General features: G+C 69.6%; 25 protein-coding genes. 3 read left to right on the top strand and 22 right to left on the bottom strand.

Features of this window, described 5'->3' with window-relative positions:
* The 4 genes from Q0P88_RS07980 to Q0P88_RS07965 all read right to left on the bottom strand — a co-directional run.
* A partial coding sequence (locus Q0P88_RS07980) for a cbb3-type cytochrome c oxidase subunit I (protein WP_295012869.1) occupies nt 1–803 on the bottom strand: 803 nt, incomplete at its 3' end.
* 5 nt (nt 804–808) lie between these two features.
* Nucleotides 809–1,711: a cytochrome c oxidase subunit II gene (gene coxB / locus Q0P88_RS07975; RefSeq protein ID WP_295012868.1), complete on the bottom strand. Its 903-nt coding sequence runs from the start codon at nt 1,709–1,711 to the stop codon at nt 809–811.
* Between the two features lie 133 nt (nt 1,712–1,844).
* The gene (gene erpA, locus Q0P88_RS07970; protein WP_295012867.1) at nt 1,845–2,207 is read right to left on the bottom strand and encodes an iron-sulfur cluster insertion protein ErpA; all 363 of its coding nucleotides are present in this window, start codon (nt 2,205–2,207) and stop codon (nt 1,845–1,847) included.
* 100 nt (nt 2,208–2,307) lie between these two features.
* On the bottom strand, nt 2,308–3,723 hold the full coding sequence (locus Q0P88_RS07965; protein ID WP_295012866.1) for a dipeptidase: 1,416 nt from the start codon (nt 3,721–3,723) through the stop codon (nt 2,308–2,310).
* Nucleotides 3,724–3,776: 53 nt separating this feature from the next.
* Between Q0P88_RS07965 and Q0P88_RS07960 the strand changes: the two genes are divergently transcribed.
* On the top strand, nt 3,777–4,340 hold the full coding sequence (locus Q0P88_RS07960) for a DUF3043 domain-containing protein (protein ID WP_295012865.1): 564 nt from the start codon (nt 3,777–3,779) through the stop codon (nt 4,338–4,340).
* A gap of 105 nt (nt 4,341–4,445) precedes the next feature.
* On the opposite strand, the gene Q0P88_RS07955 is transcribed toward Q0P88_RS07960, so the two are convergent.
* From Q0P88_RS07955 to dnaE, 5 genes are all read right to left on the bottom strand, one after another.
* Nucleotides 4,446–5,477, bottom strand: a complete 1,032-nt coding sequence (locus Q0P88_RS07955; RefSeq protein WP_295012864.1) for a quinone-dependent dihydroorotate dehydrogenase — start codon at nt 5,475–5,477, stop codon at nt 4,446–4,448.
* A 10-nt stretch (nt 5,478–5,487) separates the two neighbouring features.
* Nucleotides 5,488–5,976 carry a transcriptional regulator NrdR gene (nrdR, locus tag Q0P88_RS07950; RefSeq protein WP_295012863.1) on the bottom strand — a complete coding sequence of 163 codons (489 nt, stop codon included), beginning with the start codon at nt 5,974–5,976 and terminating at the stop codon, nt 5,488–5,490.
* A gap of 10 nt (nt 5,977–5,986) precedes the next feature.
* Nucleotides 5,987–7,321 carry a histidinol dehydrogenase gene (hisD, locus tag Q0P88_RS07945; RefSeq protein WP_295012862.1) on the bottom strand — a complete coding sequence of 445 codons (1,335 nt, stop codon included), beginning with the start codon at nt 7,319–7,321 and terminating at the stop codon, nt 5,987–5,989.
* A gap of 6 nt (nt 7,322–7,327) precedes the next feature.
* Nucleotides 7,328–8,764, bottom strand: coding sequence for a hypothetical protein (locus tag Q0P88_RS07940; RefSeq protein ID WP_295012861.1), 1,437 nt, complete (start codon nt 8,762–8,764; stop codon nt 7,328–7,330).
* Between the two features lie 131 nt (nt 8,765–8,895).
* Nucleotides 8,896–12,414 (bottom strand): DNA polymerase III subunit alpha, encoded by a 3,519-nt coding sequence (dnaE, locus tag Q0P88_RS07935; protein ID WP_295012860.1) that lies wholly within the window; start codon nt 12,412–12,414, stop codon nt 8,896–8,898.
* A gap of 65 nt (nt 12,415–12,479) precedes the next feature.
* On the opposite strand from dnaE, the gene Q0P88_RS07930 reads away from it, so the two are divergent.
* Nucleotides 12,480–12,965 carry an NUDIX domain-containing protein gene (locus Q0P88_RS07930; RefSeq protein WP_295012859.1) on the top strand — a complete coding sequence of 162 codons (486 nt, stop codon included), beginning with the start codon at nt 12,480–12,482 and terminating at the stop codon, nt 12,963–12,965.
* Nucleotides 12,966–12,984: 19 nt separating this feature from the next.
* Here the strand turns inward: Q0P88_RS07930 and Q0P88_RS07925 are convergent, their stop codons facing one another.
* Genes Q0P88_RS07925 through Q0P88_RS07910 form a run of 4 tightly spaced genes read right to left on the bottom strand, consistent with a single transcriptional unit; the run spans nt 12,985 to nt 15,386 of the window.
* Nucleotides 12,985–13,557: a GNAT family N-acetyltransferase gene (locus Q0P88_RS07925; RefSeq protein ID WP_295012858.1), complete on the bottom strand. Its 573-nt coding sequence runs from the start codon at nt 13,555–13,557 to the stop codon at nt 12,985–12,987.
* Nucleotides 13,558–13,585: 28 nt separating this feature from the next.
* Complete coding sequence (locus Q0P88_RS07920; protein WP_295012856.1) at nt 13,586–14,302, bottom strand: hypothetical protein; 717 nt, start codon at nt 14,300–14,302, stop codon at nt 13,586–13,588.
* Nucleotides 14,299–14,760 (bottom strand): DUF6114 domain-containing protein, encoded by a 462-nt coding sequence (locus Q0P88_RS07915; RefSeq protein ID WP_295012854.1) that lies wholly within the window; start codon nt 14,758–14,760, stop codon nt 14,299–14,301. Before Q0P88_RS07915 ends, Q0P88_RS07920 begins: the two co-directional genes overlap by 4 nt.
* Nucleotides 14,761–14,771: 11 nt before the next feature.
* On the bottom strand, nt 14,772–15,386 hold the full coding sequence (locus tag Q0P88_RS07910; RefSeq protein ID WP_295012852.1) for a DUF6230 family protein: 615 nt from the start codon (nt 15,384–15,386) through the stop codon (nt 14,772–14,774).
* 114 nt (nt 15,387–15,500) lie between these two features.
* Between Q0P88_RS07910 and Q0P88_RS07905 the strand changes: the two genes are divergently transcribed.
* Nucleotides 15,501–16,100: a TetR/AcrR family transcriptional regulator gene (locus Q0P88_RS07905; protein WP_295012850.1), complete on the top strand. Its 600-nt coding sequence runs from the start codon at nt 15,501–15,503 to the stop codon at nt 16,098–16,100.
* 42 nt (nt 16,101–16,142) lie between these two features.
* Here the strand turns inward: Q0P88_RS07905 and Q0P88_RS07900 are convergent, their stop codons facing one another.
* From Q0P88_RS07900 to murC, 9 genes are all read right to left on the bottom strand, one after another.
* Nucleotides 16,143–17,075: an RluA family pseudouridine synthase gene (locus tag Q0P88_RS07900; protein ID WP_295012848.1), complete on the bottom strand. Its 933-nt coding sequence runs from the start codon at nt 17,073–17,075 to the stop codon at nt 16,143–16,145.
* Nucleotides 17,076–17,077: 2 nt separating this feature from the next.
* Nucleotides 17,078–17,608, bottom strand: a complete 531-nt coding sequence (lspA, locus tag Q0P88_RS07895) for a signal peptidase II (RefSeq protein ID WP_295012875.1) — start codon at nt 17,606–17,608, stop codon at nt 17,078–17,080.
* Nucleotides 17,609–17,685: 77 nt separating this feature from the next.
* A complete protein-coding gene (locus Q0P88_RS07890; protein WP_295012846.1) occupies nt 17,686–18,258 on the bottom strand; it encodes a DivIVA domain-containing protein in 573 nt (190 codons plus the stop codon).
* 135 nt (nt 18,259–18,393) lie between these two features.
* Nucleotides 18,394–18,690: a YggT family protein gene (locus tag Q0P88_RS07885; protein WP_295012874.1), complete on the bottom strand. Its 297-nt coding sequence runs from the start codon at nt 18,688–18,690 to the stop codon at nt 18,394–18,396.
* 12 nt (nt 18,691–18,702) lie between these two features.
* Nucleotides 18,703–19,182, bottom strand: coding sequence for a cell division protein SepF (gene sepF, locus Q0P88_RS07880; protein WP_295012844.1), 480 nt, complete (start codon nt 19,180–19,182; stop codon nt 18,703–18,705).
* A gap of 40 nt (nt 19,183–19,222) precedes the next feature.
* Nucleotides 19,223–19,906, bottom strand: coding sequence for a YggS family pyridoxal phosphate-dependent enzyme (locus tag Q0P88_RS07875; protein WP_295012843.1), 684 nt, complete (start codon nt 19,904–19,906; stop codon nt 19,223–19,225).
* A complete protein-coding gene (ftsZ, locus tag Q0P88_RS07870; RefSeq protein ID WP_295012841.1) occupies nt 19,903–21,078 on the bottom strand; it encodes a cell division protein FtsZ in 1,176 nt (391 codons plus the stop codon). Before ftsZ ends, Q0P88_RS07875 begins: the two co-directional genes overlap by 4 nt.
* Before the next feature lie 222 nt (nt 21,079–21,300).
* Complete coding sequence (locus Q0P88_RS07865; RefSeq protein WP_295012839.1) at nt 21,301–22,260, bottom strand: FtsQ-type POTRA domain-containing protein; 960 nt, start codon at nt 22,258–22,260, stop codon at nt 21,301–21,303.
* 2 nt (nt 22,261–22,262) lie between these two features.
* Entirely contained in the window at nt 22,263–23,663 is a 1,401-nt protein-coding gene (murC, locus tag Q0P88_RS07860) for a UDP-N-acetylmuramate--L-alanine ligase (RefSeq protein ID WP_295012837.1), read from the bottom strand.
* Nucleotides 23,664–23,721: the final 58 nt, after the last annotated feature.

Below are 23,721 nucleotides of genomic sequence, written 5' to 3'. Positions count from 1 at the left end.
TGCTGCCAGAGCAGGACGCCGCCATTGGCGGGGTCGTAGATGTGCGCGCCGAGGATACGGTCGGCGGCGGCGGCCAGCATCGCGGCGGCCAGCACCGGGAACGCCATCAGGACGAGCAGGCTCGTGATGAGGGTGTTCCAGGAGAAGATCGGCATGCGCCACATGGTCATGCCCGGAGCACGCATCGTGATGATCGTGGTGATGAAGTTCACCGCGCCGAGGATCGTTCCGAAGCCGGAGATGCCCAGACCCATCATCCAGAGGTTCCCACCGGCGCCCGGCGTGAACGAGGCGCTCGCGAGCGGCTGGTACGCGAACCAGCCGAAGGAGGCGGCGCCCTGCGGGGTGAGGAATCCGGCGACCGCGATCGTCGAGCCGAAGAGGAACAGCCAGAACGCGAAGGCGTTCAGACGCGGGAACGCGACGTCGGGCGCGCCGATCTGCAGCGGCAGGATCGCGTTCGCGAAACCCGCGAACAACGGCGTCGCGAACATGAGCAGCATGATCGTGCCGTGCATCGTGAAGAGCTGGTTGTACTGCTCCTTGGTCGGCACGATCTGCATGCCCGGAGAGAACAGCTCTGCGCGGATGATGAGCGCCATCACGCCGCCGAGGAGGAAGAACATCACCGAGGCGATGAGGTACATGTACCCGATCGTCTTGTGGTCGGTGGAGGTGATCCACTTGACGACGATGTTGCCCTTCTGCTCGACGCGGGTCGAGCTGAGCAGCGCCGCCTGCCGCGGCGGGATCGTCGTGGGGCGGGCTCCGGCCTCCGAGGTCCCGGGAAGAGTGCTCGTCATTCTGATTACTTCGCTTCCGGTTCGGTCTCGTTCTTCCCGGTGGTGCCGGGAAGGTTGTTGAGGCGGTCGTAGGCGTTCGTGATGTCGCCCGTGTTGCCCTCGTCGTGCAGCTTCGTGAGGTACGTCTGGTACTCCGCGTCGCTGACGACCTTCACGTTGAAGAGCATCATCGAGTGGTACTCGCCGCAGAGCTCCGCGCACTTGCCCTGATAGGTGCCCTCGCGGGTCGGCGTGAAGGACCAGGAGTTGTCCTTCCCGATGTACATGTCCTTCTTGTAGAGGAAGTCGATGATCCAGAAGGAGTGGATGACGTCACGCGACTGCAGCGTGATGTGCACCTTCTTGTTCACGGGCAGGTAGAGCGTCGGGAGCGCGCTCTGGTCGATGTTGCCGGCCTTGTCGGGCTGCGCCTGCACGCCCATGGTCCAGACCGCGTCGGAGTTGTCCTTCTGCGTGCCGTCGTACTGGAAGTCCCAGGCCCACTGCTTGCCGATGGCCGTGATCGACACGTCGGGCTTGTCGTACTGCGTCTCGATGATGTTCTGATCGCGCGCCGTGAAGGCGAACATCCCGAAGATGAGGATCAGCGGCACGATCGTGTAGAAGATCTCGATCGGCATGTTGTACCGCAGCTGCACGGGCAGACCGGTCTGACCCTTGCGGCGCCGGTAGGCGATGGCCGCCCAGCCCATCAGACCCCAGGTGATGATGCCGACGACGAGGAGCACGATCCAGGAGTTGACCCACAGTGCGGCGACGCGATCCGTCTGGTTGGTGGCCGGCGTGCCGTCCGCGACGAAGCCCGGGAGGAAGCCGTGGAGCTCTGTGGGAGAGCATCCTGCGAGGGCCACGGCTGCCGCGACTCCCAGAGGGAGTGCGGCCCAACGAAGGCGGCGTTTCGAGGGCACGATGCACCTTTCAGATCACGGACATGGGCAACCCCAGTCTAGGGCAACCTCACACCCGATTCACGCCAGGCACGCAGGTTCGGCGTGCGGGCGAGAGGGTTCGGAGACGGGTATTTCCAGCGTTCGGCGGAGGTCAGTGGAAGCTGTCGCCGCACGCGCAGGAGCCCGACGCGTTGGGGTTGTCGATCGTGAATCCCTGCTCGGAGATGGTGTCCTTGAAGTCGATCGACGCGCCGTCCAGGTAGGGCACGCTCATGTTGTCGACGATGACCTCGACGCCGTCGAAATCGACCGTCTCGTCGCCCTCGAGGTAGCGCTCGTCGAAGTAGAGCTGGTAGATCAGGCCGGAGCAGCCGCCGGGCTGCACGGCGACGCGCAGACGCAGGTCGTCACGGCCCTCCTGCTCCAGCAGGCTCTTCACTTTCGCCGCTGCGGCGTCGGTGAGCTTCACGCCGTGCGCGGCGGCGGTCTCGGGGGTGAGGGTGATGTCGCTCATATCGCTCCTTGGATCGGCCGCGCTGGCGCGGGTTCCGTCCTTCCGAGTCTACCGCCGCGCACTCCCCCGGCGTCCCGCGCCGGGGGGTGGCATCACATCGTTATCGCGCGACCTCGTTCATGCGCGCGAGCAGGAGCGCCTCGGTGGCGATCGCGTGACGGAACGTGTCCAGGTGCAGGGACTCGTTCGGGCTGTGCGCCCTGGCGTGCGGATCCTCGACGCCGGTCACGAGGATCTGCGCGGCGGGGAAGGTCTCGACCAGATCCGCGATGAACGGGATCGATCCGCCGATCCCGAGGTCCACCGGGTCCTTGCCGTAGCCGTCCGCCATCGCGCCGCGGACCATGCCGACCGCCCAACCGGACGTGTCGACCAGGAAGGGGTTGCCGAGGTCGAGGTCGGAGAACGTGAGCTCCGCGCCGAACGGCGCATGGGCGCGCAGGTGCGCCTCGAGCGCGTCGTAGGCGTCCTGAGCGCTCTGACCGGGAGCGATCCGGCAGCTGAGGACCACGGTGGTCTCCGGCGCCAGGGTGTTGGACGCCTCGGCGACCGAGGTCGCATCGATGCCGATCACGGTGACTGTCGGCTTGTTCCAGATCCGGCTGAGGATCGTCCCGTCCCCGATCGGGGTCACCCCCGGCAGGAGTCCTGCTTCGTCGCGCAGCGTCTCCTCGGTGTACTCGGGAGTCGCTGCGTCGCGCACGTGCAGGCCCTCGACGGCGACGGAGCCGTTCTCGTCCCAGAGCGAGTCCAGCAGGCGGATCGTGGCGAGCATCGCGTCGGGGACCGCGCCGCCGAACATTCCGGAGTGCGAGGCGTGCGCGAGCGTGCGCACGGTGAGCGTGAACCGCACCGCTCCGCGGAGGGAGACCGTGAGTCCTGGAGTCTGCGCGTCCCAGTTGCCCGAGTCCGCGACGACGATCGCGTCCGCGCGGAGGGCTTCCTCGTTGTCCTTCAGGAACTGACCGAAGGAGCGCGATCCGTACTCCTCCTCCCCCTCGATGAACATCGCGATGCCGAGGTCGAGGTCGTCGCCGATCGCCTCCGCGACCGCACGGACGGCGCCGATGTGCGCCATGATCCCCGCCTTGTCGTCCGCCGCGCCACGCCCGTAGAGCCGGCCGTCACGCACCGTCGGCTCGAACGGCGGCGTGTCCCACAGCTCGTCCGAGCCGGGGGGCTGCACGTCGTGGTGCGCGTAGAGCAGGATCGTCGGACGGCCGTGGCGCGCCGCCCTCGTCGCGAGGACCGCGGGTTGTCCCTTCTCCTCCGTGCCGGGGATGTCTGCCCGCAGGACGCGCACGCTGTCGAACACACCGGTGCCCTCGGCGAGGGCGGCGACCGCCTCGGCGCTGCGTTCGAGCTGGCTCTGGTCGAACGCGGGCCAGGCGATCCCGGGGATGCGCACGAGGTGGCCGAGATCGCTCAGCGCGGAGGGGATGCCCTGCGCGACGGCGTCGGCGACGGCCGCTTCGCGATCGGCGGAGGCGGTGACCGAGGAGGAAGGAGAAGTCATGCGAGTAATCTTAGAGAAACACCCGTTCCTCCCTCCCGAATCCAGGAGCCTCCGTGCCCAGCACTCCTCCCCCGTCGACCAACGACTCCTCCGCCGAGGCCGCGTCCGGCAAGGGGCACCGCACGCCGACGCGTGCCGAGCAGGAAGCGGCCCGGCGCCGCCCGCTCGTGCCCGACACGAAGGAGGCGAAGGCGCAGGCCCGCGCCGATCTGCGCGCGCGTCAGGAGCGTCAGCGCGTCGGCATGGCGAACGGCGAGGAGAAGTACCTCCCGGTGCGGGACCGCGGCCCCCAGCGCCGCTACGTGCGCGACTACGTCGACGCCGGCTGGCACCTCAGCGAGTGGGTCATGGCCCTCATGGTCGTGGTGATCATCGTCTCGCTCATCCCGAACACGCTCGTGGCCTACTGGGCCTTCATCGCGCTGTGGGCGTACCTCGCCGTGTCTGTGCTCGACATGGTGCTGCTCGGCGTGCGCGTCAAGCGGCGGATCGACGCGAAGTTCGGCAGGGACAAGCGCGAGCGGGGCCTCGCCTGGTACGCGGCGATGCGCTCCCTGCAGATGAGGTTCATGCGCCTTCCCAAGCCGCAGACCAAGCGCGGCCAGTACCCGGAGTGATCCGGTTCTCCGACCGAGCGAAGGTCGCGGTGCGCTGAGGCGCCCGCGGCCTTCTCTTTTCGCGCGACCGCGGGGATCGCGCGAATCCACCCCGGCCGCGTGCGCTCAGCGGCCCTGGTGGCCCCGTAGGCCGGCGCGGATCTGCCGCGCCCAGAAGGGTCCGCGGTAGAGGAACGCGGTGTAACCCTGGACGAGGGTCGCCCCGGCATCGAGGCGTTCGCGCACCTCGGCACCGGTCTCCACGCCGCCGACCGAGATCACGCAGAAGTCCGCGGGCACCGCGTCGCGCACGAGACGGAGCACCGCGAGCGAGCGCTCTTTGAGCGGCGCGCCCGAGAGCCCGCCCTCGCCGGCGGCGCGCACCTTCTCGAGATCCGTGACCAGTCCGTCGCGCGAGATCGTGGTGTTGGTGGCGATGAGCCCGTCCAGGCCCTCCGCCACGGCCAGTCGCGCGATCGCGACGACCTCCTCGTCCGGGAGATCCGGGGCGATCTTCACGAGCAGCGGGGTCGGTCCCGCGGCCGCCTTGACCGCCCGCAGCAGGGGCGCGAGCGTGTCGACCGCCTGCAGGCCGCGCAGGCCGGGGGTGTTCGGCGAGGAGACGTTGATCGCGAGATAGTCGGCGAGCGGGGCGAGACGGACCGCCGATGCCACGTAGTCGGCCACCGCATCGTCGACGGCGACCACGCGGCTCTTGCCGATGTTGACTCCGATCACGGCAGACGGACGCCGCCGGCGCAGTTTCCACAGACGCTTCTCCGCGGCCTCGGCTCCGGCGTTGTTGAAGCCCATCCGATTGACGACCGCCCTGTCCGGGATCAGCCGGAAGAGGCGCGGCTTCGGGTTGCCGGGCTGCGGGACCGCCGTGATCGTGCCCACCTCGACATGTCCGAAACCGAGCGCGGAGAGACCGCGCACGCCCACGGCGTTCTTGTCGAATCCCGCGGCCACGCCGAACGGACTCGGGAACCTCAGACCGAGGGCCTCCACCTCCTGCCCGGCCGTCGGGCGGGTCAGCGCACGCGTCGCCCAGGAGAACGGAGGCACCCCGAGGACCCGCACCACCGCCATGCCGGCGTGGTGGGCGAACTCCGGATCGAGACGCGCGAGGACGAGGCGGAAGAACAGGGCATACATCCCTGCCAGGCTACCGCTCGGCCGACGCCATCCCCGACGCGGCCGCCTCTGACCGGTGGTCGGCGCGGAGCTCGGCGATCGAGGACTCGAAGTCCTCGAGCGAATCGAACGCCTGATAGACGCTCGCGAAGCGCAGATACGCCACCTCGTCGAGCTCGCGGAGGGGCCCCAGGATCGCCAGCCCGATCTCGTTCGTGTCGAGCTGCGAGACGCCGGTCTGCCGCACCGTCTCCTCAACGCGCTGAGCGAGGACCGCGAGGTCGGCCTCCGTCACAGGGCGCCCCTGGCATGCCTTGCGCACGCCCGACATGACCTTCTCCCGACTGAACGGCTCCATCACGCCGGAGCGTTTGATGACGTTGAGGCTCGCGGTCTCGGTCGTCGAGAAACGGCCCCCGCATTCGGGGCACTGACGACGCCGACGGATCGACAGGCCGTCGTCGCTCGTGCGGGAGTCGATGACGCGGGAGTCCGGATGACGGCAGAACGGACAGTGCATTCCAGAGAGCCTACGCCTGAGCCGCAGCCACGGGCTCCGGCACATCGGCGAAGCGCGCCTCCACGGCCTCTCCGTGCGCAGGGAGCACCTCTGCCTCGGCGAGGGCGACGACGCCCTCCCGGGCGAGAGCCAGCGCCGCGCGGTCGTACGAGATGACCTGCTGGGGCCGCAGGAATGTGTAGGCGCCGAGGCCCGACGCGTACCGCGCCTGCCCTCCTGTGGGCAGCACGTGGTTGCTGCCGGCCATGTAGTCGCCGAGACTGACGGGCGTCTGATCGCCGACGAAGACGGCCCCGGCGCTCGTGAACGAGGCCGCGGCCTCCTCCGCGTCGGTCAGGTGCAGCTCGAGGTGCTCCGGTGCGTAGGCGTTGCTGAACGCGACCGCCGCGGCACGGTCCTCGACGAGGACGATGGCGGACTGCGGTCCATCCAGCGCGGCCTGCACCCGCACGCGGTGGCGGGTGCGCGCGGCGGCGCTCGCGACCTCGTCGGCGACGCGGTCGGCGAGGGCGGCGGAGTCCGTCACGAGCACGGCGGAGGCCTGCTCGTCGTGCTCGGCCTGACTGATCAGATCCGCGGCGATGAGACGCGGATCCGCCTCCTCGTCCGCGACGATCAGGATCTCCGTGGCCCCCGCCTCCGAATCGGTGCCGACGACCCCGGCGACCGCGCGCTTCGCGGACGCGACGTAGTTGTTCCCGGGGCCGGAGATGACGTCGACCGGGTCGAGACCGATCCCCGCCACACCGTGGGCGAGGGCACCGATCGCACCGGCGCCGCCGATCGCATAGACCTCGTCGATGCCGAGGAGCGCCGCCGCCGCCAGGATCGTGGGATGGATCCGGCAGCCCTCCGCGGACTGCGGCGGCGAGGCGAGGGCGATGCTGCCGACCCCGGCGACCTGCGCGGGCACGACGTTCATGACCACGCTCGAGGCGAGCGGAGCCTTGCCGCCGGGGATGTAGACGCCGACGCGGCCGACGGGCTGCCAGCGCTGCTCGATCCGCGCCCCCGGACCGATCTCGGTCACGCGCGGGGCGGGCACCTGGGCGGCCGACCCCTGACGCACCCGCTCGATCGCGGCGTCGAGGGCCGCGCGCACCTGTGGATCCACCCCGGCGAGGGCTTCGTCGAGGTGCTCCTGCGGCACCCGGATCGCGTGTCCGGAGACCCGGTCGAAGCGTTCCGCCTGCTCGCGCAGCGCCTCCTCGCCCCGGACGCGGACGTCCTCGACGATCGCCGTCGCGGTCGCCAGTGCTTCGGCACGCGCGGCCGTCGCACGAGGGACGACCGCCAGCATCTCGGCGGTGGAGAGGGTGCGGCCCCTCAGATCGATCGTCTGCATGCGTCCTCAGCCTCGGGTCATGTTCTCGGTGTCGTGGAGGTAGCCGACGCGGCCGTCGTCGTGGCGGACGACGAACGCACCGCCGCGATCCTCCAGTACCAGGATCCAGGCATCAGGCCCGATCCGGAAAATCTCGTCACCCCGTGCGTCGTGAATGGGGCGCACGTCGGGCGCGAGCGCCCAGAACGGCTGAGGCGGCTCGGCGCCCGTCCGCGCCGGAGAGGGCTTCTCGGATCGCGAGGGAGCAGGATCGTCCTCGGGCGACGGCGCGACGTCGACCGCGTGGGTCGCCACGTCCTCCTCGGCGGCCGGCGGATCGAGCAGCTCGCCGAGGACGTGGGTCATCGTGTCCGAGTGCGCGGGCGCCTCCTCGTCCTCCGCATCGTCGTCGGGGCGCCCGCTCGCCGGAACGTTCCGATCGGCCGGGGCGGTCTCGACGGGGGCCGCCGATTCGACCACGAGGTCGGGAAGCGCCTCCGTGACGTCGTCGGAGCCGGGCTGCGCGGACGCCGCCTCTCCGACCACGGGGAGCGCGGTGGTCGGAGCCTCCTCGGCGATCGGGGTACCCAGGGGGGCCGAGGGCTCCGTGGACGCCTCCGTCACGGACTCCTCGTCCGTGCCGACGAAGGACTCACGATGCTGTTCCGGGACGTAGCCGGCGCCGCGCAACTCGGGCGCGACCGCGATCCCGGCGGTGAGGTGACCGGATGCACCGACCTCGTCGTCGTGGCGCAGACCCGGATCCACGTCGTCCTCGTTCAGCGGATCGGAGACGCTGCCGCGCGCCTTCACAGGGCGCGGGGTCGAGAAGACCGGGCGCACCGGGTCGGCGTTGCGGTGGGCGATGGTCTCCATGCGCCCCTCGAAGTCCTCCCTGACCCCGGGGATCAGCGCGGCGAAGACGGTCACGGCGACGAGGAGCAGCATCAGCACGAGCTCGACCCAGGCCGACCAGGTCACCAGGAACGGCTGCCGCGTCGCGGCGACGAGTTCGATCTGCTGCCAGAGCAGCACCGCCCAGCTCACGGCGGCGACCGAGAAGGCGACGGACGCGAACTGATCGATCCCGAGCGAGCCGACCCGGCGGATGCCCTCCGGGGACAGTCGACGCAGCACGAGGAGGAAGACGGCGGCGGTCGGCACACCGATCGTGAGCACCCAGGCGCCGTTCATGGTCCAGACGGTCGATCCGAGGTCGAGCATGCTGCCCGCACCGGGGACGAAGGACAGGACGAAAGCGAGCACCCAGGCGCCCACGATGATGAGCTCGCGCAGGGTGAAGCCGAAATGGCCGCGCTGCGGTGCCACCGTCGGCAGGGGGGCGTCGTCCTGTGCCGTGTCGGTGCTCTCGGGCGCGAGCGCCCTGCTCTCGGTGGGAGCGGAGTCGTCTCCGCGCGGGGAGTGCTCGCGCTCGATCTCAGCGAAGGGGACGTCGCCGGTCATCCATGGATCCTTTCGTCGTGCGGTCGCTGAGGGCGGCCGCGGGACGCGCCGATACTACCTTCCCGGGATGGAGGGGGCCTGAGCAGGGATCCCCTCGCCGTGCCCGGCGGCCCGCGCGGGGTGCAGGCCGATCAGCCCAGGCACTGCGGACCGAGCAGCGACTTCAGATCGCCGAACAGGTCGGCCGTCACCGCCACCGGCATCGGGACCTCGAAGACCTTGGCGCGACCTCCCCGATGCATGGTCAGCATCACCTCGGTCTCGCCGGCATGGCGCCGGAGGACCTCCGCGAGATCTTCGATGACGCGCTCGGTGGCGCGCTGTTCGGGGACGAGCAGCGACAGCGGTCCGGCGGCGTCGAACGAGCCGACGTCCGGGGTGAAGGCCGACTGGGCGTGCAGGTTCATCCCGTCGTCGCGGCGGGAGATCCGTCCGCGCACGGCGAGGATCGAATCCTGCTGCAGCGTGCTCTGGAACTCCAGATACGTCTTGCCCATGAACATGATGGTGATCTCGCCGTGGAAGTCCTCGACCGTGATCATGCCGTAGGGGTTCCCGCTCGCCTTCGCGACGCGGTGCTGCACGCTCGTCACCAGGCCCGCGACCGTGACCTGATCGCCGTCCTGCAGGTCGTCCGACTCGAGCAGGGTGTTGATCGCGATGGACGCGTGCTTGGCGAGCGGCACCTCGAGACCGGCGAGCGGATGATCCGAGACGTAGAGACCCAGCATCTCCCGCTCGAAGGCGAGCTTGTCCTTCTTCGTCCATTCCGGACGATTCGGCACCTTGGGCGGCGCGGCCTCCTCCAGCCCGTCGTAGAGGCTGTCGAAGTCGAAGCCGATCGCACCCTGCGCCTCATTGCGCTTCTGGTCGACGGAGGCCTCCACCGCGTCCTCGTGAATCTCCACGAGCGCGCGACGGGTGTCCCCCATCGAGTCGAAGGCTCCGGCCTTGATGAGGGACTCCACCGTGCGCTTGTTCGCGACGTGCAGCGGCACCTTCTTCAGGAAGTCGTGGAACGACGTGAAGTTCTCCTTCTCGCGCGCCTGCACGATCCCGTCGACGACGTTCGATCCCACGTTGCGCACCGCGCCCAGACCGAAGCGGATGTCCTCCCCGACGGCGGCGAAGAAGTTGATCGACTCGCGGACGTCCGGCGGAAGCACCTTGATGCCCATGCGCCGGCATTCGTTGAGGTACAGCGCCATCTTGTCCTTCGAGTCCCCGACGCTCGTGAGCAGCGCCGCCATGTACTCGGCCGGATAGTGGGCCTTGAGGTATGCCGTCCAGTACGAGATGACGCCGTACGCCGCGGAGTGGGCTTTGTTGAATGCGTAGTCGGAGAACGGGAGCAGGATCTCCCACAGGGCGTTGACGGCGCCGTCGGAGTAGCCGTTGGCGTGCATCCCCGCCTGGAAGCCCTCGAACTGCTTGTCCAGCTCGGACTTCTTCTTCTTGCCCATCGCGCGGCGGAGGATGTCCGCCTGACCGAGCGAGAACCCGGCCACGCGCTGGGCGATCGCCATCACCTGCTCCTGGTAGATGATGAGGCCGTAGCTCTCCTCCAGGATGTCCTTGAGCGATTCCGCGAACTCCGGGTGGATGGGCGTGATCTCCTGGAGCCCGTTCTTGCGGAGCGCGTAGTTGGTGTGCGAGTTGGCGCCCATCGGGCCCGGCCGGTACAGCGCGATGAGGGCCGAGATGTCGCCGAAGTTGTCCGGCTTCATGAGGCGCATGAGCGCACGCATCGGCCCGCCGTCGAGCTGGAACACGCCGAGCGAGTCACCGCGGGTGAGCAGGTCGTAGGAGGGGCGGTCGTCGAGCGCGAGATCCTCGAGGACGAGCTCCTCCCCGCGGTTCATCCGGATGTTCGCGAGGGCGTCCGAGATGATCGTGAGATTGCGCAGACCCAGGAAGTCCATCTTGATCAGGCCCAGGGACTCGCACGACGGGTAGTCGAACTGGGTGACGATCTGCCCGTCCTGCTCGCGCTTCATGATCGGGATGATGTCGATCAGAGGGTGCGACGACATGATGACGCCGGCCGCGTGCACGCCCCACTGGCGCTTCAGGTTCTCCAGGCCCAGCGCCGTGTCGAACACCGTCTTCGCCTCGGGATCCGTCTCGATCACGACGCGGAACTCGCTGGCCTCCTTGTACCGGGGGTGCTCGGGATTGAACATCCCGTCCAGCGGCATGTCCTTGCCCATGACCGCCGGCGGCATCGCCTTGGTCAGCTTCTCCCCCATGCTGAAGGGGAAGCCGAGCACGCGGCCGGCGTCCTTCAGGGCCTGCTTCGCCTTGATCGTGCCGTAGGTGACGATCTGCGCGACGCGCTCGTCACCGTACTTCTCGGTGACGTACTGGATCACCTCGCCACGACGGCGGTCGTCGAAGTCGACGTCGAAGTCGGGCATCGAGACGCGGTCGGGGTTGAGGAAGCGCTCGAAGATGAGGCCGTGCTCGAGCGGGTCGAGGTCGGTGATCCGCATGGCATAGGCGGCCATGGATCCGGCACCGGAGCCACGGCCCGGTCCGACGCGCACGCCGTTGTCCTTGGCCCAGTTGATGAAGTCGGCGACCACCAGGAAGTAGCCGGGGAAGCCCATCGAGCTGATGACCTCGACCTCGTAGTTGGCCTGCTTGCGCACCGCGTCCGGGATGCCCCCGGGGTAGCGGATGTGCAGGCCCTTCTCGACCTCCTTGATGAACCAGCTCTCCTCGGTCTCCCCGTCGGGGACCGGGAAGCGCGGCATGAAGTTCGCGCTCGTGTTGAACGACACGTCGCACCGCTCGGCGATGAGCAGCGTGTTGTCGCACGCCTCCGGGTTGTCGCGGAAGATCTGGCGCATCTCGGCAGCCGACTTCACGTAGTAGCCGTCGCCGTCGAACTTGAACCGGTTCGGGTCGGCCAGGGTCGATCCCGACTGCACGCACAGCAGCGCCTCGTGGCTCTTCGCGTCGTGCTGGTGCGTGTAGTGCAGGTCGTTGGTGCCGACCAGCGGGATCCCCAGATCCTTCGCGATGCGGAGCAGGTCGCCGGTGACGCGCCGCTCGATCTCGAGGCCGTGATCCATGATCTCGGCGAAGTAGTTCTCCTTGCCGAAGATGTCCTGGAACTCGGCGGCCGCCGCCCGTGCCGCGTCGTACTGGCCCAGGCGCAGCCGCGTCTGGATCTCGCCGGACGGGCAGCCCGTCGTGGCGATGAGGCCCTTCGAGTACTTCTGCAGGATCTCGCGGTCCATGCGGGGCTTGAAGTAGTAGCCCTCGAGGCTCGAGATCGACGAGAGCCGGAACAGGTTGTGCATGCCCTCCGTCGTCTCGGAGAGCAGCGTCATGTGGGTGTACGCACCGGATCCGGAGACGTCGTCGCTGCGCTGATCCGGCGTTCCCCACTGCACCCGGGACTTGTCGCTGCGGTGCGTGCCAGGCGTCACATAGGCCTCGATCCCGATGATCGGCTTGACGCCCGCGGCCTGCGCCGCCTTGTAGAACTCGAAGGCAGCGAACGTGTTGCCGTGATCGGTCACGGCGACGGCGGGCATGCCCTGCGCGACCGCCTCCTGCACGAGCGGCTGGATGCGCGCGGCCCCGTCCAGCATCGAGTACTCGCTGTGCACGTGCAGGTGGACGAAGGAGTCTGATGCCATGCTCCGAGTCTAAGTTCGACCTCCGACGTCGAGGGGCGGGCTCGGCGCCTGGATACCCTGGAGACATGACCACTCCGGACTTCGTCCTCGCGCTGCGCGAACACATCGGCCATGCCCCGCTCAACCTGGTCGGCGTGACCGTGATCGTGTTCCGCGACGAGAAGGTGCTGCTCGGCAAGCGCGCGGACAACGGCACCTGGCAGGCGGTCTCGGGCATCGTGGAGCCGGGCGAGGAACCGGCCGACACCGCCGTGCGCGAGTGCCTCGAGGGGGCCGGCGTGGTCGTCACTGTCGAGCGACTCGCCCTCGCGCAGCAGCTTCCCCGGATCACCTACGCGAACGGCGACCAGGTCGACTATCTGGATCTGGTGTTCCGCGCGTCCTGGGTCTCCGGCGATCCGCACCCCGCCGACGGGGAGCTCACGGAGGTCGGCTTCTACGACCTCGCCGCGATGGGCGATGTGGACGACGCCCACGTGCGCAAGATCGCCCTGGCCGTGGCCGAGGACGATCCCGCGCACTTCCGCGGGGGCCGCCCGCCGCGGACCTGAACGCACGGTGCGGCTGCCCTCACCCGAGCTCGCGGCGCATGAGCACCCGCGGGAATCCGTCGAGCACGGAACCCGTGTCGGCGGCTTTCACGAATCCGGCGGCCTCGAACAGGGACCGCGTACCGGGATACATCATCGTCTGGTTCACCCGGGCGCCCGCATTGTCGAGCGGGTAGCCCTCGACCGCCGGAGCTCCGTTCTCCTGCGCGAAGGCGACGGCCCCCTCGATCAGTGCGTGCATGACGCCCTGCCGACGATGCCCCGGTCGCACGCGGAAGCACCACAGCGACCACACATCCTCGTCGTCCAGGTGCGGGATCAAGCGGTTGCGGGCGAAGCCGGTGTCGCGTCGCGGATGGACGGCGGCCCAGCCGATCGGCTCGCCGTCCAGGTAGGCGATCACCCCGGGCGCCGGATCCTCCTTGCACAGCTCTCGGACGCGGTCTGCCCGCGCGGGCCCCTTCAGCGCGTTGTTCTCGGCGCTGCCGATGCGATAGCTGAGGCAGAAGCACACGTTCGAGGTCGGCTTCTTGGGCCCGACGAGCGTCGCGACGTCGTCGAAGACGGTGGCCGGCCGCACGTCGATGTCCATGCGCCCAGTCTGCACCCGGCCGCCGACATCACGGTTCGACGATGCGCTGATCCGTGTTGCTGTAGGCGATCGAATCGGCGGTCGACCCGACGAGCCCCATCGTGACCCGCAGGAGCCCCGGCTTCACGTCGTCCAGCGAGGGCGGCGTGTCGGTGCCGAGCGTCAGGGCGCGCCCGTCCTGCGTGGTCGCCGTGATCGAGCCGAGGTAGACGCTCACGTGTCCGCTCAGCGTCATCGTGTCCGCGTTCGTCACCAGCCCCGCGTTGTCGGGAGGGCGCACCGTGAGCGAGAAGCCGCTGATCGTGATCGTGTCGGCGGAGATCTTCAGCGTCCGGACGGTGCTGCCGTCCGCCGTAGGGACGTCGACGATCGCGAGGCCGCTGAGGCCGGTGAACGACAGCCCCTGGGAGCCCATCGACGCGGGCGTCTTCGTGAAGATCGGCGCACCGTCGTCGCGCGTCGCCGCCACCGGCGTGGGGGCGGGCGTCGGGGCGGCCGCGGGAGATCCGGGCGAGGGCGTCTGCGCCGTGCCGGGAATCGCGGGCGCCCCCGGTACGACGGGAGTTCCTGGCGCGTCGGGCGTTCCCGGCGCGTCGGAGGGAGACGGGCTCGGCGAGGGCGACGGGCACCAGATGAACGGGATGCACACCGCCGCCGGGCGGGCCGCGGCAGCGCCGAGCGTCATCGGCGCGACGAGCGCCAGCCCTGCCAGGACCACGGCACCGATGCGGCGACGGCCCGTCACGCGGCCGTCTCCTCGGTCTCCGCCTCCACATCGGTCCCGGCCTGCTCCGTCCGCGGGCGGCCGCCCATCCACGCCACGACGAGCACGGCGCCCGTGCCGGCGAGCAGCATACCGACGAGGAATCCGCCGAGGTTCACGCCGATCAGGGAGTAGATCGCGACGCAGAGCGCCAGGATCCCGTAGAAGACATGGTGCGCGGGCATCGCGATCGCGAGGATTCCCAGCAGCAGCAGAGCGATCGGGATGATCGTGGCCTGGAGCCCTTCGATCCCGAGCTGCACGTGCAGGTGCCCGACGTCGAGCTGTCCGGAGAAGAACATCTCGACGCCGCCGAGCGCGACGAGGAGTCCACCGACGAAGGGGCGGCGGCGACGCCAGGCACGCCAGCGTGCGCGGCGCGTCCGCACCGGGTCGTCGTCGCCGACGGGCGTCATCCCCGCCGGGCCGGGCGTGGTCATCGGAGCGTCCCTCAGAAGCATCCCTGCGATCCGTCCGTCAGCTCCAGCGTCATCCCCGTGAGGGTGAACACCGAGGCCTGTGTGCTCCAGGCCGTCTGCTGCAGGTTCTTGATCGTGACGGTGTCGGCGTCCTGCGCGAAGTCGCCCGCCGTGCCCTTCGCGTCCGTGTTGACGGTCGACGCGTCGACGCCGATGCGGATCTGACCGAACGAGGCGTCGCCCTTGAGGCCCGTCATCCCGAGCTGCAGGTCGCTGGCGGAGGCCGGGGTGCCGTTGCCGCCGGCCTTGATCAGGACGCCCACCTTGCCGAGCGGCGTGTCCGTCACGACGGCCTGGCAGAGGTCGGACAGTGTGGCGCTCTTGATGTTCGCGATGGCGACCGTGTGGTCCTTGCCCTCGGTGTCCTTCGCGACGCCGGCGTACTGCGAGAAACCGGTTCCGTCGAGCTGGGACGCGCTGATCTGGAACTCGCTGCCGGAGACGGCGAAGGAGACGGGCACGGATCCCTGCGCGACACCGCCCAGCAGCATCGCTGCGGCGACGCCGGCGGGAACCGCGACGAGCGCGATGCGCCCGGCGTGGGATGAGGCGAGCTTGCGGACGCGGTCGGACTTCCGGAACTTCATCGATCCTCCTCATGCGTGCCGGCCACTGCGACGGCACTCGACTTTCGAGTATACAAACCGTTGACTCAGAGTCAACACGCGATCACGGAGCCGACGCGCCGGTAGGCTCGGGCCATGCCCGATCCACGCCGTGCGCGCCTCAGCCCGGAGGAGCGCCGCGCCCAGCTCGTCGCGACAGGCGTGAACTTCCTCGCCGAGCACACCCTCGACGAGCTGACGATGGACGAGCTCGCGCGCCGCGCCGGCGTGTCGCGCCCGTTGCTGTTCCACTATTTCGACACCCGTCAGGGCATGCACAAGGCGGTCGTGACGATGGCGCGCGACAGTCTGCTGCTCGCCTCCGAGCCTCGCAGCGAGCTGCCGCCGCGAGAGCGGATCCACGACACGCTGCTGCGCGTCGCGGAGTTCGTCCAGCAGCATCAGAGCACCTTCCACTCCCTGGTCCGGGGCGTCGCGAGCGGCGATCCGGCCGTGCGCCGCGTGGTCGACGAATCGCGCGAGCAGAACGCAGAGCGACTGATCCAGGCCTTCACGGAGCTGGGCACAACGGACACCGCCGCCCTGCGGATCGCGATGCGCGCCTGGGTGTCGTTCACCGAGGAGACCCTGATCAGTCTCGTGATCGAGCGCGGGACGGATCCGGCCGAAGCCGTCCGCTTCCTCGAGGCGACCCTCGACGGGGTGGTCGCCGCCACGGACGAGCTGCACCTGTGACGTCGCGGGCCGTCTGAGCCCCGCCCCGGAGTGCGCGCGACGCTATCCGGCCGTGGCGTCGCCCCGCAGCACGTCCAACGCGTGCTGGAAGTCGGCCGGATAGGGCGACTCGGTCTGCACCCACTCCCCCGTCGTCGGATGCGCGAACCCCAGCCGGTGCGCATGCAGCCACTGCCGGGTCAGTCCGAGCCGCGCCGACAGCGTGGGGTCCGCGCCGTAGAGCGGATCGCCCACGCAGGGGTGGCGGTGCGCCGCCATGTGGACGCGGATCTGATGCGTGCGACCGGTCTCCAGGTGGATCTCGAGCAGAGACGCACCGGGGAACGCCTCGAGCGTCTCGTAGTGCGTGACCGACGGCTTGCCGTCGGGCGTCACGGCGAACTTCCAGGAGTGGCTCGGGTGGCGCCCGATCGGTGCGTCGATCGTGCCCGCGAGCGGATCGGGGTGTCCCTGCACGACGGCGTGATAGACCTTCTCGACCGTGCGTTCCTTGAATGCGCGTTTCAGCACGCGATACGCGTGCTCGGTCTTGGCCACGACCATGAGACCGCTCGTGCCCACGTCCAGACGATGGACGACACCGGCGCGCTCGGGGGCGCCGCTGGTCGCGATCCGGAATCCGGCGGCCGCGAGGGCGCCGACGACCGTCGGCCCCTCCCACCCCACCGAGGGATGGGCGGCCACGCCCGAGGGCTTGTCGACCACGACGATGTCGTCGTCGTCGTAGACGATGCCGAGGTCGGGCACCGGGATCGCCTCGATCCTGGGCTCCTCCTTCGCACGCCATTCGACCTCGAGCCAGCCGCCCGCGCGCAGCTTGTCCGACTTGCCGAGAACCGCGCCGTCGAGCGTGACGCCGCCCGCCTCCGCGACGTCCGCGGCGAAGGTGCGGGAGAAGCCGAGCATCTTGGCCAGGGCGGCGTCGACGCGGACGCCGTCGAGCCCGTCCGGGACGGGCAGCGAGCGCGACTCCACGATCAGGCTCCGTCGCCCGGACGCGCGGCGGCGTCGGAGGCAGCGGGATCCTCGTCGGCCGGCGTGTCCCGCGTGGGGGCGGTGCGCTCCCTCGTGCCGTCGAGCCGGAGCCCGGTGATGATGAGCAGCGCGATCGAGATCATGCCCGTGACGATGAAGACGTCGGCCACGTTGAAGATGGCGGGGATCATCCACGGCATCGAGATCATGTCGACGACATGCCCCATGGGGAATCCCGGCGCGCGGAACAGCCGATCGCCGAGATTGCCGAGCACACCGCCGAGCAGGGCTCCGAGCACCACGGCCCAGAGGCGGGAGCGGGTCGAGAACGACTTCCACACGATCACCGCGGCGACGGCCGTCAACGCGATGGTGAAGATCCACGTGGCGCCCTCACCGATCGAGAAGGCGGCTCCGGCATTGCGGATGTAGTACAGCTGGAGGAAGGACCCGAGTACCGGGACGGCCTTCTGCTCCGGCAGGTGCGTGATGGTGAGGTACTTCACAAACTGGTCGGCGGCCAGCACGATCATCGCGAGGATCGCGATGATCGTGCCGGCCGCCGCACCGTGAAGCGGTTGACGCCGGGCCAACAGGGCTCCTTACTGCGTTACTGCGCGGAGGCGGAGTCCGCGGAGGGGCCGCCCTCGTCGAGGTCGCGGAGCTGGCCCTCGATGTAGCTGCGCAACTGAGCGCGGTAGTCGCGCTCGAACGTGTGCAGCTCGCTGATCTTGCTCTCGAGCACGTTGCGCTCGCGGTCCAGACGTGCGGTCTCCTCGCGCTGACGCTGCTCCGCGTCTGCGAGGATCTTCGCGGCCTGGGACTTGGCCTCGGCGATGAGCTGGTCGCGCTGCGCCTTGCCCTCGGCGACGTGCTCGTCGTGCAGGCGCTGGGCGAGCTCGATGATTCCGGCGGTGGCCGCGGCGGGCGCACCCTCTCCCGCGGCGGGCGCGGCGACCGGGGCAGCGGCGGCGACGGGGGCCGGCCCGGCGGCCGGAGCGGCCTTCTCACCCGACTCGTACGCGGCGAGCTTGGCCTTCAGCTCGGCGTTCTCGTCGAGGGCCTTGCGCCACTCGAGCACGACCTCGTCGAGGAAGTCGTCGACCTCGTCCGGGTCGAAGCCGTCCTTGAATCGGACGTGCTGGAACTGCTTGGTGACGACGTCATCCGGGGTCAGTGCCATGGGTGGCTCCTCTTTCGATGAGTTCTCGGTGGCCGGGTGGACATGCGGCGCGTGCCCGACGGCGTGCACCTGCTTCAGAAGCATAGCCGCCCGACCGGAACGCCGCGAAGACGACACCGGCCGGGCGCGGCTCGATCAGATGAAGGATCGCGTGATCGCCATGAGGATGAGCACGACGATGATGGTCAGGGTGAATCCGAGATCCAGCGCGACCGGTCCGAGCCTCAACGGAGGGATGAAGCGTCGGAACAGCTTGATCGGCGGATCGGTGATCGTGTAGATGATCTCCGCGGCGATGAGCAGCGCACCCCTCGGGCGCCATCCGCGGTTGAACAGGGGGATGTATTCCAGGATCAACCGTGCGAACAGCGTCAGGAGGTACAGCAGCAGAAGGATGTTGAGGATCGCGGCGATCAGGGAGACCGCGGCCAGCGCCGACACGCCTCAGGAGTGCGCGAGCGCGGGCTCGTCGCCCCCGGCGATGCCACCCTGCCCCGACACCGCGATGCTCTCGGGCGAGAGCAGGAAGACCTTGCTCGTCACACGCTCGATGCGACCGTAGAGCCCGAGGGACAGGCCGCTCGCGAAGTCGATGAGGCGACGCGCGTCGGCATCGCTCATCTGGGACAGGTTGATGATGACCGGGATGCCTTCGCGGAAGCTCTCGGCGATGACCTGGGCGTCGCGGTACTGCTTCGGATGCACGGTGAGGATCTCGTTGACCGCACCGGCAGCCGGCTGCCGCACGGCGACGGGGCGGCGCAACGGGGTCACGGGAGCCGGCCTCGACTCCTCGCGACGCACCTCCTCGCGACGGGTGCTCTCGTGCCGCGCGGCGGGAGCCGCGGCCGGGGCCTCGTCGTAGACCTCTTCCTCATCGGCGAGGCCGAGGTACACCATGGTCTTCTTGAGCGGGTTCCCCATCGCGTCCTCCGTAATGTGCGGGGTGTTTCTGATGTCGAGGCTAGCCCTGAGCAGGGCGGGGTCCCGTGATTGCGGACCCGATCCGAAGGTGTGTCGCACCGGCGGCGACGGCCTCCGCGTAGTCGGCCGTCATGCCGGCCGAGATCCAGGTGGCGTCCGGTGCCAGCGCGCGCAACCGCACGGCGTACTCGTACACGCGGGCGAAGGCCTGCGCCGGATCCTCGTCGAGCGGCGCGACCGCCATGACGCCCCTCAGCCGCAGCGTGGGCAGGGAGAGCACGTGCTCGGCGAGCCGCTCCAGCTCTGCCGGGGGGACTCCCCCGCGTTCCGGATCCTCAGTGAGATTGACCTGCAGCAGCACGTCGAGCAGCGTGTCGTCCACGGCCACGCGATCGAGCGCGTCGGCGAGACGCGCTCGATCCACCGAGTGGACCACCTCGGCCGATCGCCGGATCGCGGAGGCCTTCTTGGTCTGCGCCTGGCCGATGAAGTGCCAGCGGAGGTCGGGAAGGGCGGAGAGCGCCGCGGACTTCGCCGAGAGCTCCTGCTGACGGTTCTCGCCGACGTGGCGCACCCCCAGGTCGTAGAGATCCTGCACGAGCGACGCGGGATGGAACTTGGTCACCGCGATGAGGGTGATCTCCTCCCGCGCGCGCCCCGCACGCCGGGCGGCGTCCGCGATGCCGTCGTCGATCGCGGACAGCCGCTCGGCGAGCGTCGTCACTTCAGGAACTCGGGGATGTCGAGGTCGCTCTCGTCGAAGGCCGGCTCGATGCTGGTGTGCACCGGTGCGAGCACGGGGTTCGACGCGGGCGTCGACGGGCGTGCCTCCTCGGCGGGCTTGTCGTCGGTCGAGGACTCCTCGTCTGCGGCCTCGGTCTTCTCGGCGACCGCGGCGGGCGCGGTGGTGGTGCGCGAGAAGATCTGCGGGTCCAGCCGCAGCGTGGGCTCGCCGCTGTCGAAGCCGGCCGCGATCACGGTCACGCGCACCTCGTCGCCGAGCGTGTCGTCGATGACTGTTCCGAAGATGATGTTGGCCTCGGGGTGCGCGGCCTCCTTGACGAGGTCGGCCGCATCGTGGATCTCGAAGATGCCGAGGTTCGATCCGCCCTGGATCGAGAGCAGCACCCCGTGCGCGCCCTCGATCGAGGCCTCGAGCAGCGGCGACTCGACAGCCAGCTCGGCCGCCTTGATCGCCCGGTCGGCGCCGCGTGCGGAGCCGATGCCCATGAGCGCGGAGCCCGCCCCCTGCATGACCGACTTGACGTCGTTGAAGTCGAGGTTGATCAGACCCGGCGTGGTGATGAGGTCGGTGATGCCCTGCACACCGGCCAGCAGCACCTGGTCGGCCGTGGCGAAGGCCTCGATCATGGAGATGCCGCGATCGCTGATCTCGAGGAGGCGGTCGTTGGGGACGACGATGAGGGTGTCGACCTCTTCCTTCAGCTTCGCGACGCCCGCGTCGGCCTGGCTCTGCCGACGGCGCCCCTCGAAGGAGAAGGGCTTGGTGACGACGCCGATGGTGAGGGCGCCGATCGACTTCGCGATCCTGGCGACGATCGGCGCGCCGCCCGTTCCCGTGCCTCCGCCCTCCCCCGCGGTGACGAAGACCATGTCGGCGCCCGTGAGCGCCTGTTCGATCTCCTCCGCGTGGTCCTCGGCGGCACGACGGCCGACCTCCGGGTCGGCGCCGGCGCCGAGGCCCCTGGTCAGGTCGCGGCCGACGTCGAGCTTGACGTCCGCGTCGCTCATGAGCAGCGCCTGCGCATCGGTGTTGATGGCGATGAACTCGACGCCTCGCAGGCCGAGCTCGATCATGCGGTTGACAGCGTTGACGCCACCACCGCCGACACCGACGACCTTGATCACGGCGAGGTAGTTCTGGTTCTGGCTCATCCCGTCCTCCGATGTGTTTCGAGCCCCGAGCCGGGGTAAACCTTAAACCTCAGCCAGAAGGTTAAAGTATTTCCCGGTATTGCTTTCTCTGGAATCGACGGTAAGCGGCAGAGTGCCCCGCGAGGCCCCACGACACGCGCGTCATCGCGATCGATCCGGAGATTCGACGCCGCCGCGCGTCCGGAAGGCGCCCGAGGGCGTCCTGTGCCGGCGGACGGGGCGTCAGCCGACGATGCCGACGTCCGGCGAGGAGATGTCGTACATGCCCTGCCCCGGCTTCGCCGCCATGAGCTTCTGCAGCGCGACGACCTTGAGCGCCGACTGGTCCGCGCTCCCCCACACGATCCTCGGTCCGCTCGTCAGCTGCATCTCGATGGCGTCGGCCGTCGCCGCGGTGACGGTGTCCACCTGGGCGCGGAGATCGGCGGGCAGAGCGCGCAGGACCACGCCGACGCTGCGGAACGACGAGGCGTCCGTGCCGCCCTTGAGATCGATGAGCGCGTACCCCGCGGGCCGCTCTGCGGTGGTCGAGAGCGGGACTCCCGCCGCGTCGACCACGGTGTAGCCGCGCTGCGACGCGACGACCCCGACCGGTGTGCGCTCGACGATCCGCACGACGAGCTCGTGCGGCGGGTGCGCCTCCAGCCGATACGTCTCGATGAGAGGGAAGTTGACCAGGGCGGCCTTCACGGCGCTGGAGTCGACCAGCGCCAGCGGACGCCCGATCTGGCCGGCCAGGGCCGTCCGCACGTTGTTCTGCGTGACGGGGCTCGCCCCCTCGACCGTGATCTTCTCGACGGCGAACAACGGGCTGTAGGCGGCCCCCGTGCTCCCCCCGACCACGAGGAGAGCGACCGCGATGGCGACGATCCAGCCGATGCGTCGACGCCGCGAGCGCTGGGTGAACCGGCGGATCTCGGAGCGCAGCGCCCGCCGACGGGCCTTGGCCGCCCGCCACAGATCCCGGGGCGTGAGAGGCCCCTCGCCCGGTGCGTCCGCGCGAGGGCCGTCGCCGGATTCCGGAGACGTCCGAGCAGTGCGGTCCTCCCGCGGATCCGTCGCCGAGAGTCCGTTCAGGTCGGTTCCGTCGTCGCGCGATCCGCCGATCGACGCCGTGGTCCGCGTCGGCTCGACGTCCGGGGCGGGCGGCGCCGAGATCGGGATCGGAGACGGCCGGCGCACGCTCAGCCCTCGGTGGTCGTGCGCAGCGCCTCGAGCACCTGCGGGATGATCTGGTAGACGTTGCCGCAGCCGAGCGTCACGACGACGTCGCCCTCCCTCGCCACGCCGGCCGTGTATTCCGCGGCCTCCTGCCAGTCCGGCACGTAGTGCACGTGGGCGGCGTCCGTGAACGCGCCGCTCACGAGCTCGCCGGTCACTCCGGGCACGGGGTCCTCCCGCGCTCCGTACACGTCGAGCATGACCGTGTGGTCGGCGAAAGTCTCCAGCACCTCCGCGAACTCGCGGTACATGTGCTGGGTGCGCGAATAGGTGTGCGGCTGCTGGATCGCGATGATGCGCCCGGATCCGGAGAGCGTGCGCATCGCCTCGAGCGCCGCGCGCACCTCGGTCGGATGATGCGAGTAGTCGTCGAAGACGCGCACGCCGCGCTCGGTGCCGTGCAGTTCGAGCCGGCGCACCGTCCCCGCGAAGCCCTCGACCGCACGCGCGGCGTCGCCGAGCGTGTAGCCGAGCGTGAGCAGCACCGCGACGGCGCCCGCCGCATTGATCGCGTTGTGCACGCCGGGCACGGCCAGGCGCATGCGTGCGGTCTCGCCGCCGAAGGCGAGCGTCGCCGCAACCGGCCCGTCGGTGACGACGTCCGTCACCCGGAGGTCCGCGTCCTCGGCGACGCCGAAGGAGAGCACGTGGGGGTGGGTGATACCGGCGCGCACACGCAGCGCCCCGGGATCGTCGCTCGAGATCACGACGGCGTCCCTCGCCTCGTTCGCGAACCTCACGAAGGCATCGTGGAAGGCCTCGTCCGAGCCGTAGTGATCGAGATGATCGGGGTCGACGTTCGTGATGAGCGCCACCGCGGTGTCGTAGAGCAGGAAGGTGCCGTCGGACTCGTCGGCCTCGATGACGAACAGGTCGTCGGTTCCCGAGGAGCTCGAGACGCCGAGCTGTTCGATGACGCCGCCGTTGACGAAGTTCGGATGCGCTCCGAGTTCGAGCAGCGCCGTGACGATCATGCCGGTCGAGGTCGTCTTGCCGTGCGCGCCGGCGACCGAGACGAGCGGGCGCCCGCCGATGAGCCAGTGCAGCGCCTGCGAGCGGTGGATCACGGACAGCCCGCGTTCCCTCGCGAGCACGAACTCGGGGTTCTCCGGCCAGATCGCACCGGTGTGCACGACGGTGTCCGCATCGCCGAGGTTCGCTGCGTCGTGGCCGACGTGCACGTCCGCGCCGCGGGCGGCGAGCGCCTGCAGGTTCGCGCTGTCCGCGCGGTCGCTGCCGGAGACGCGGATGCCCGCGTCGAGGAACATCTGCGCGAGTCCCGACATGCCGGATCCACCGATGCCGATGAAGTGCGCGGCCGAGATGTCCTCGGGAAGGGGCAGCGAGAGGTCGGGTCTGATCATCGTGTTCTTTCGTCCTTGACGGGCGTGACAATCCTAAGTCGGCCCCGTGGGCCCTCGG

The sequence above is a fragment of the uncultured Microbacterium sp. genome (assembly GCF_945952435.1).
Taxonomy (GTDB): domain Bacteria; phylum Actinomycetota; class Actinomycetes; order Actinomycetales; family Microbacteriaceae; genus Microbacterium.
This window is presented reverse-complemented; position numbering and strand designations above follow the sequence as displayed.

Bases quoted from the DNA above. Each gene is read 5' to 3' on its own strand.
- erpA (WP_295012867.1), bottom strand. From the start codon at position 2,207: ATGAGCGACATCACCCTCACCCCCGAGACCGCCGCCGCGCACGGCGTG.
- Q0P88_RS07965 (WP_295012866.1), bottom strand. From the start codon at position 3,723: ATGACTTCTCCTTCCTCCTCGGTCACCGCCTCCGCCGATCGCGAAGCG.
- Q0P88_RS07955 (WP_295012864.1), bottom strand. From the start codon at position 5,477: ATGTATGCCCTGTTCTTCCGCCTCGTCCTCGCGCGTCTCGATCCGGAG.
- nrdR (WP_295012863.1), bottom strand. From the start codon at position 5,976: ATGCACTGTCCGTTCTGCCGTCATCCGGACTCCCGCGTCATCGACTCC.
- hisD (WP_295012862.1), bottom strand. From the start codon at position 7,321: ATGCAGACGATCGATCTGAGGGGCCGCACCCTCTCCACCGCCGAGATG.
- Q0P88_RS07940 (WP_295012861.1), bottom strand. From the start codon at position 8,764: ATGACCGGCGACGTCCCCTTCGCTGAGATCGAGCGCGAGCACTCCCCG.
- dnaE (WP_295012860.1), bottom strand. From the start codon at position 12,414: ATGGCATCAGACTCCTTCGTCCACCTGCACGTGCACAGCGAGTACTCG.
- Q0P88_RS07930 (WP_295012859.1), top strand. From the start codon at position 12,480: ATGACCACTCCGGACTTCGTCCTCGCGCTGCGCGAACACATCGGCCAT.
- Q0P88_RS07925 (WP_295012858.1), bottom strand. From the start codon at position 13,557: ATGGACATCGACGTGCGGCCGGCCACCGTCTTCGACGACGTCGCGACG.
- Q0P88_RS07915 (WP_295012854.1), bottom strand. From the start codon at position 14,760: ATGACCACGCCCGGCCCGGCGGGGATGACGCCCGTCGGCGACGACGAC.
- Q0P88_RS07910 (WP_295012852.1), bottom strand. From the start codon at position 15,386: ATGAAGTTCCGGAAGTCCGACCGCGTCCGCAAGCTCGCCTCATCCCAC.
- Q0P88_RS07905 (WP_295012850.1), top strand. From the start codon at position 15,501: ATGCCCGATCCACGCCGTGCGCGCCTCAGCCCGGAGGAGCGCCGCGCC.
- lspA (WP_295012875.1), bottom strand. From the start codon at position 17,608: ATGATCGTGCTGGCCGCCGACCAGTTTGTGAAGTACCTCACCATCACG.
- Q0P88_RS07890 (WP_295012846.1), bottom strand. From the start codon at position 18,258: ATGGCACTGACCCCGGATGACGTCGTCACCAAGCAGTTCCAGCACGTC.
- sepF (WP_295012844.1), bottom strand. From the start codon at position 19,182: ATGGGGAACCCGCTCAAGAAGACCATGGTGTACCTCGGCCTCGCCGAT.
- ftsZ (WP_295012841.1), bottom strand. From the start codon at position 21,078: ATGAGCCAGAACCAGAACTACCTCGCCGTGATCAAGGTCGTCGGTGTC.
- murC (WP_295012837.1), bottom strand. From the start codon at position 23,663: ATGATCAGACCCGACCTCTCGCTGCCCCTTCCCGAGGACATCTCGGCC.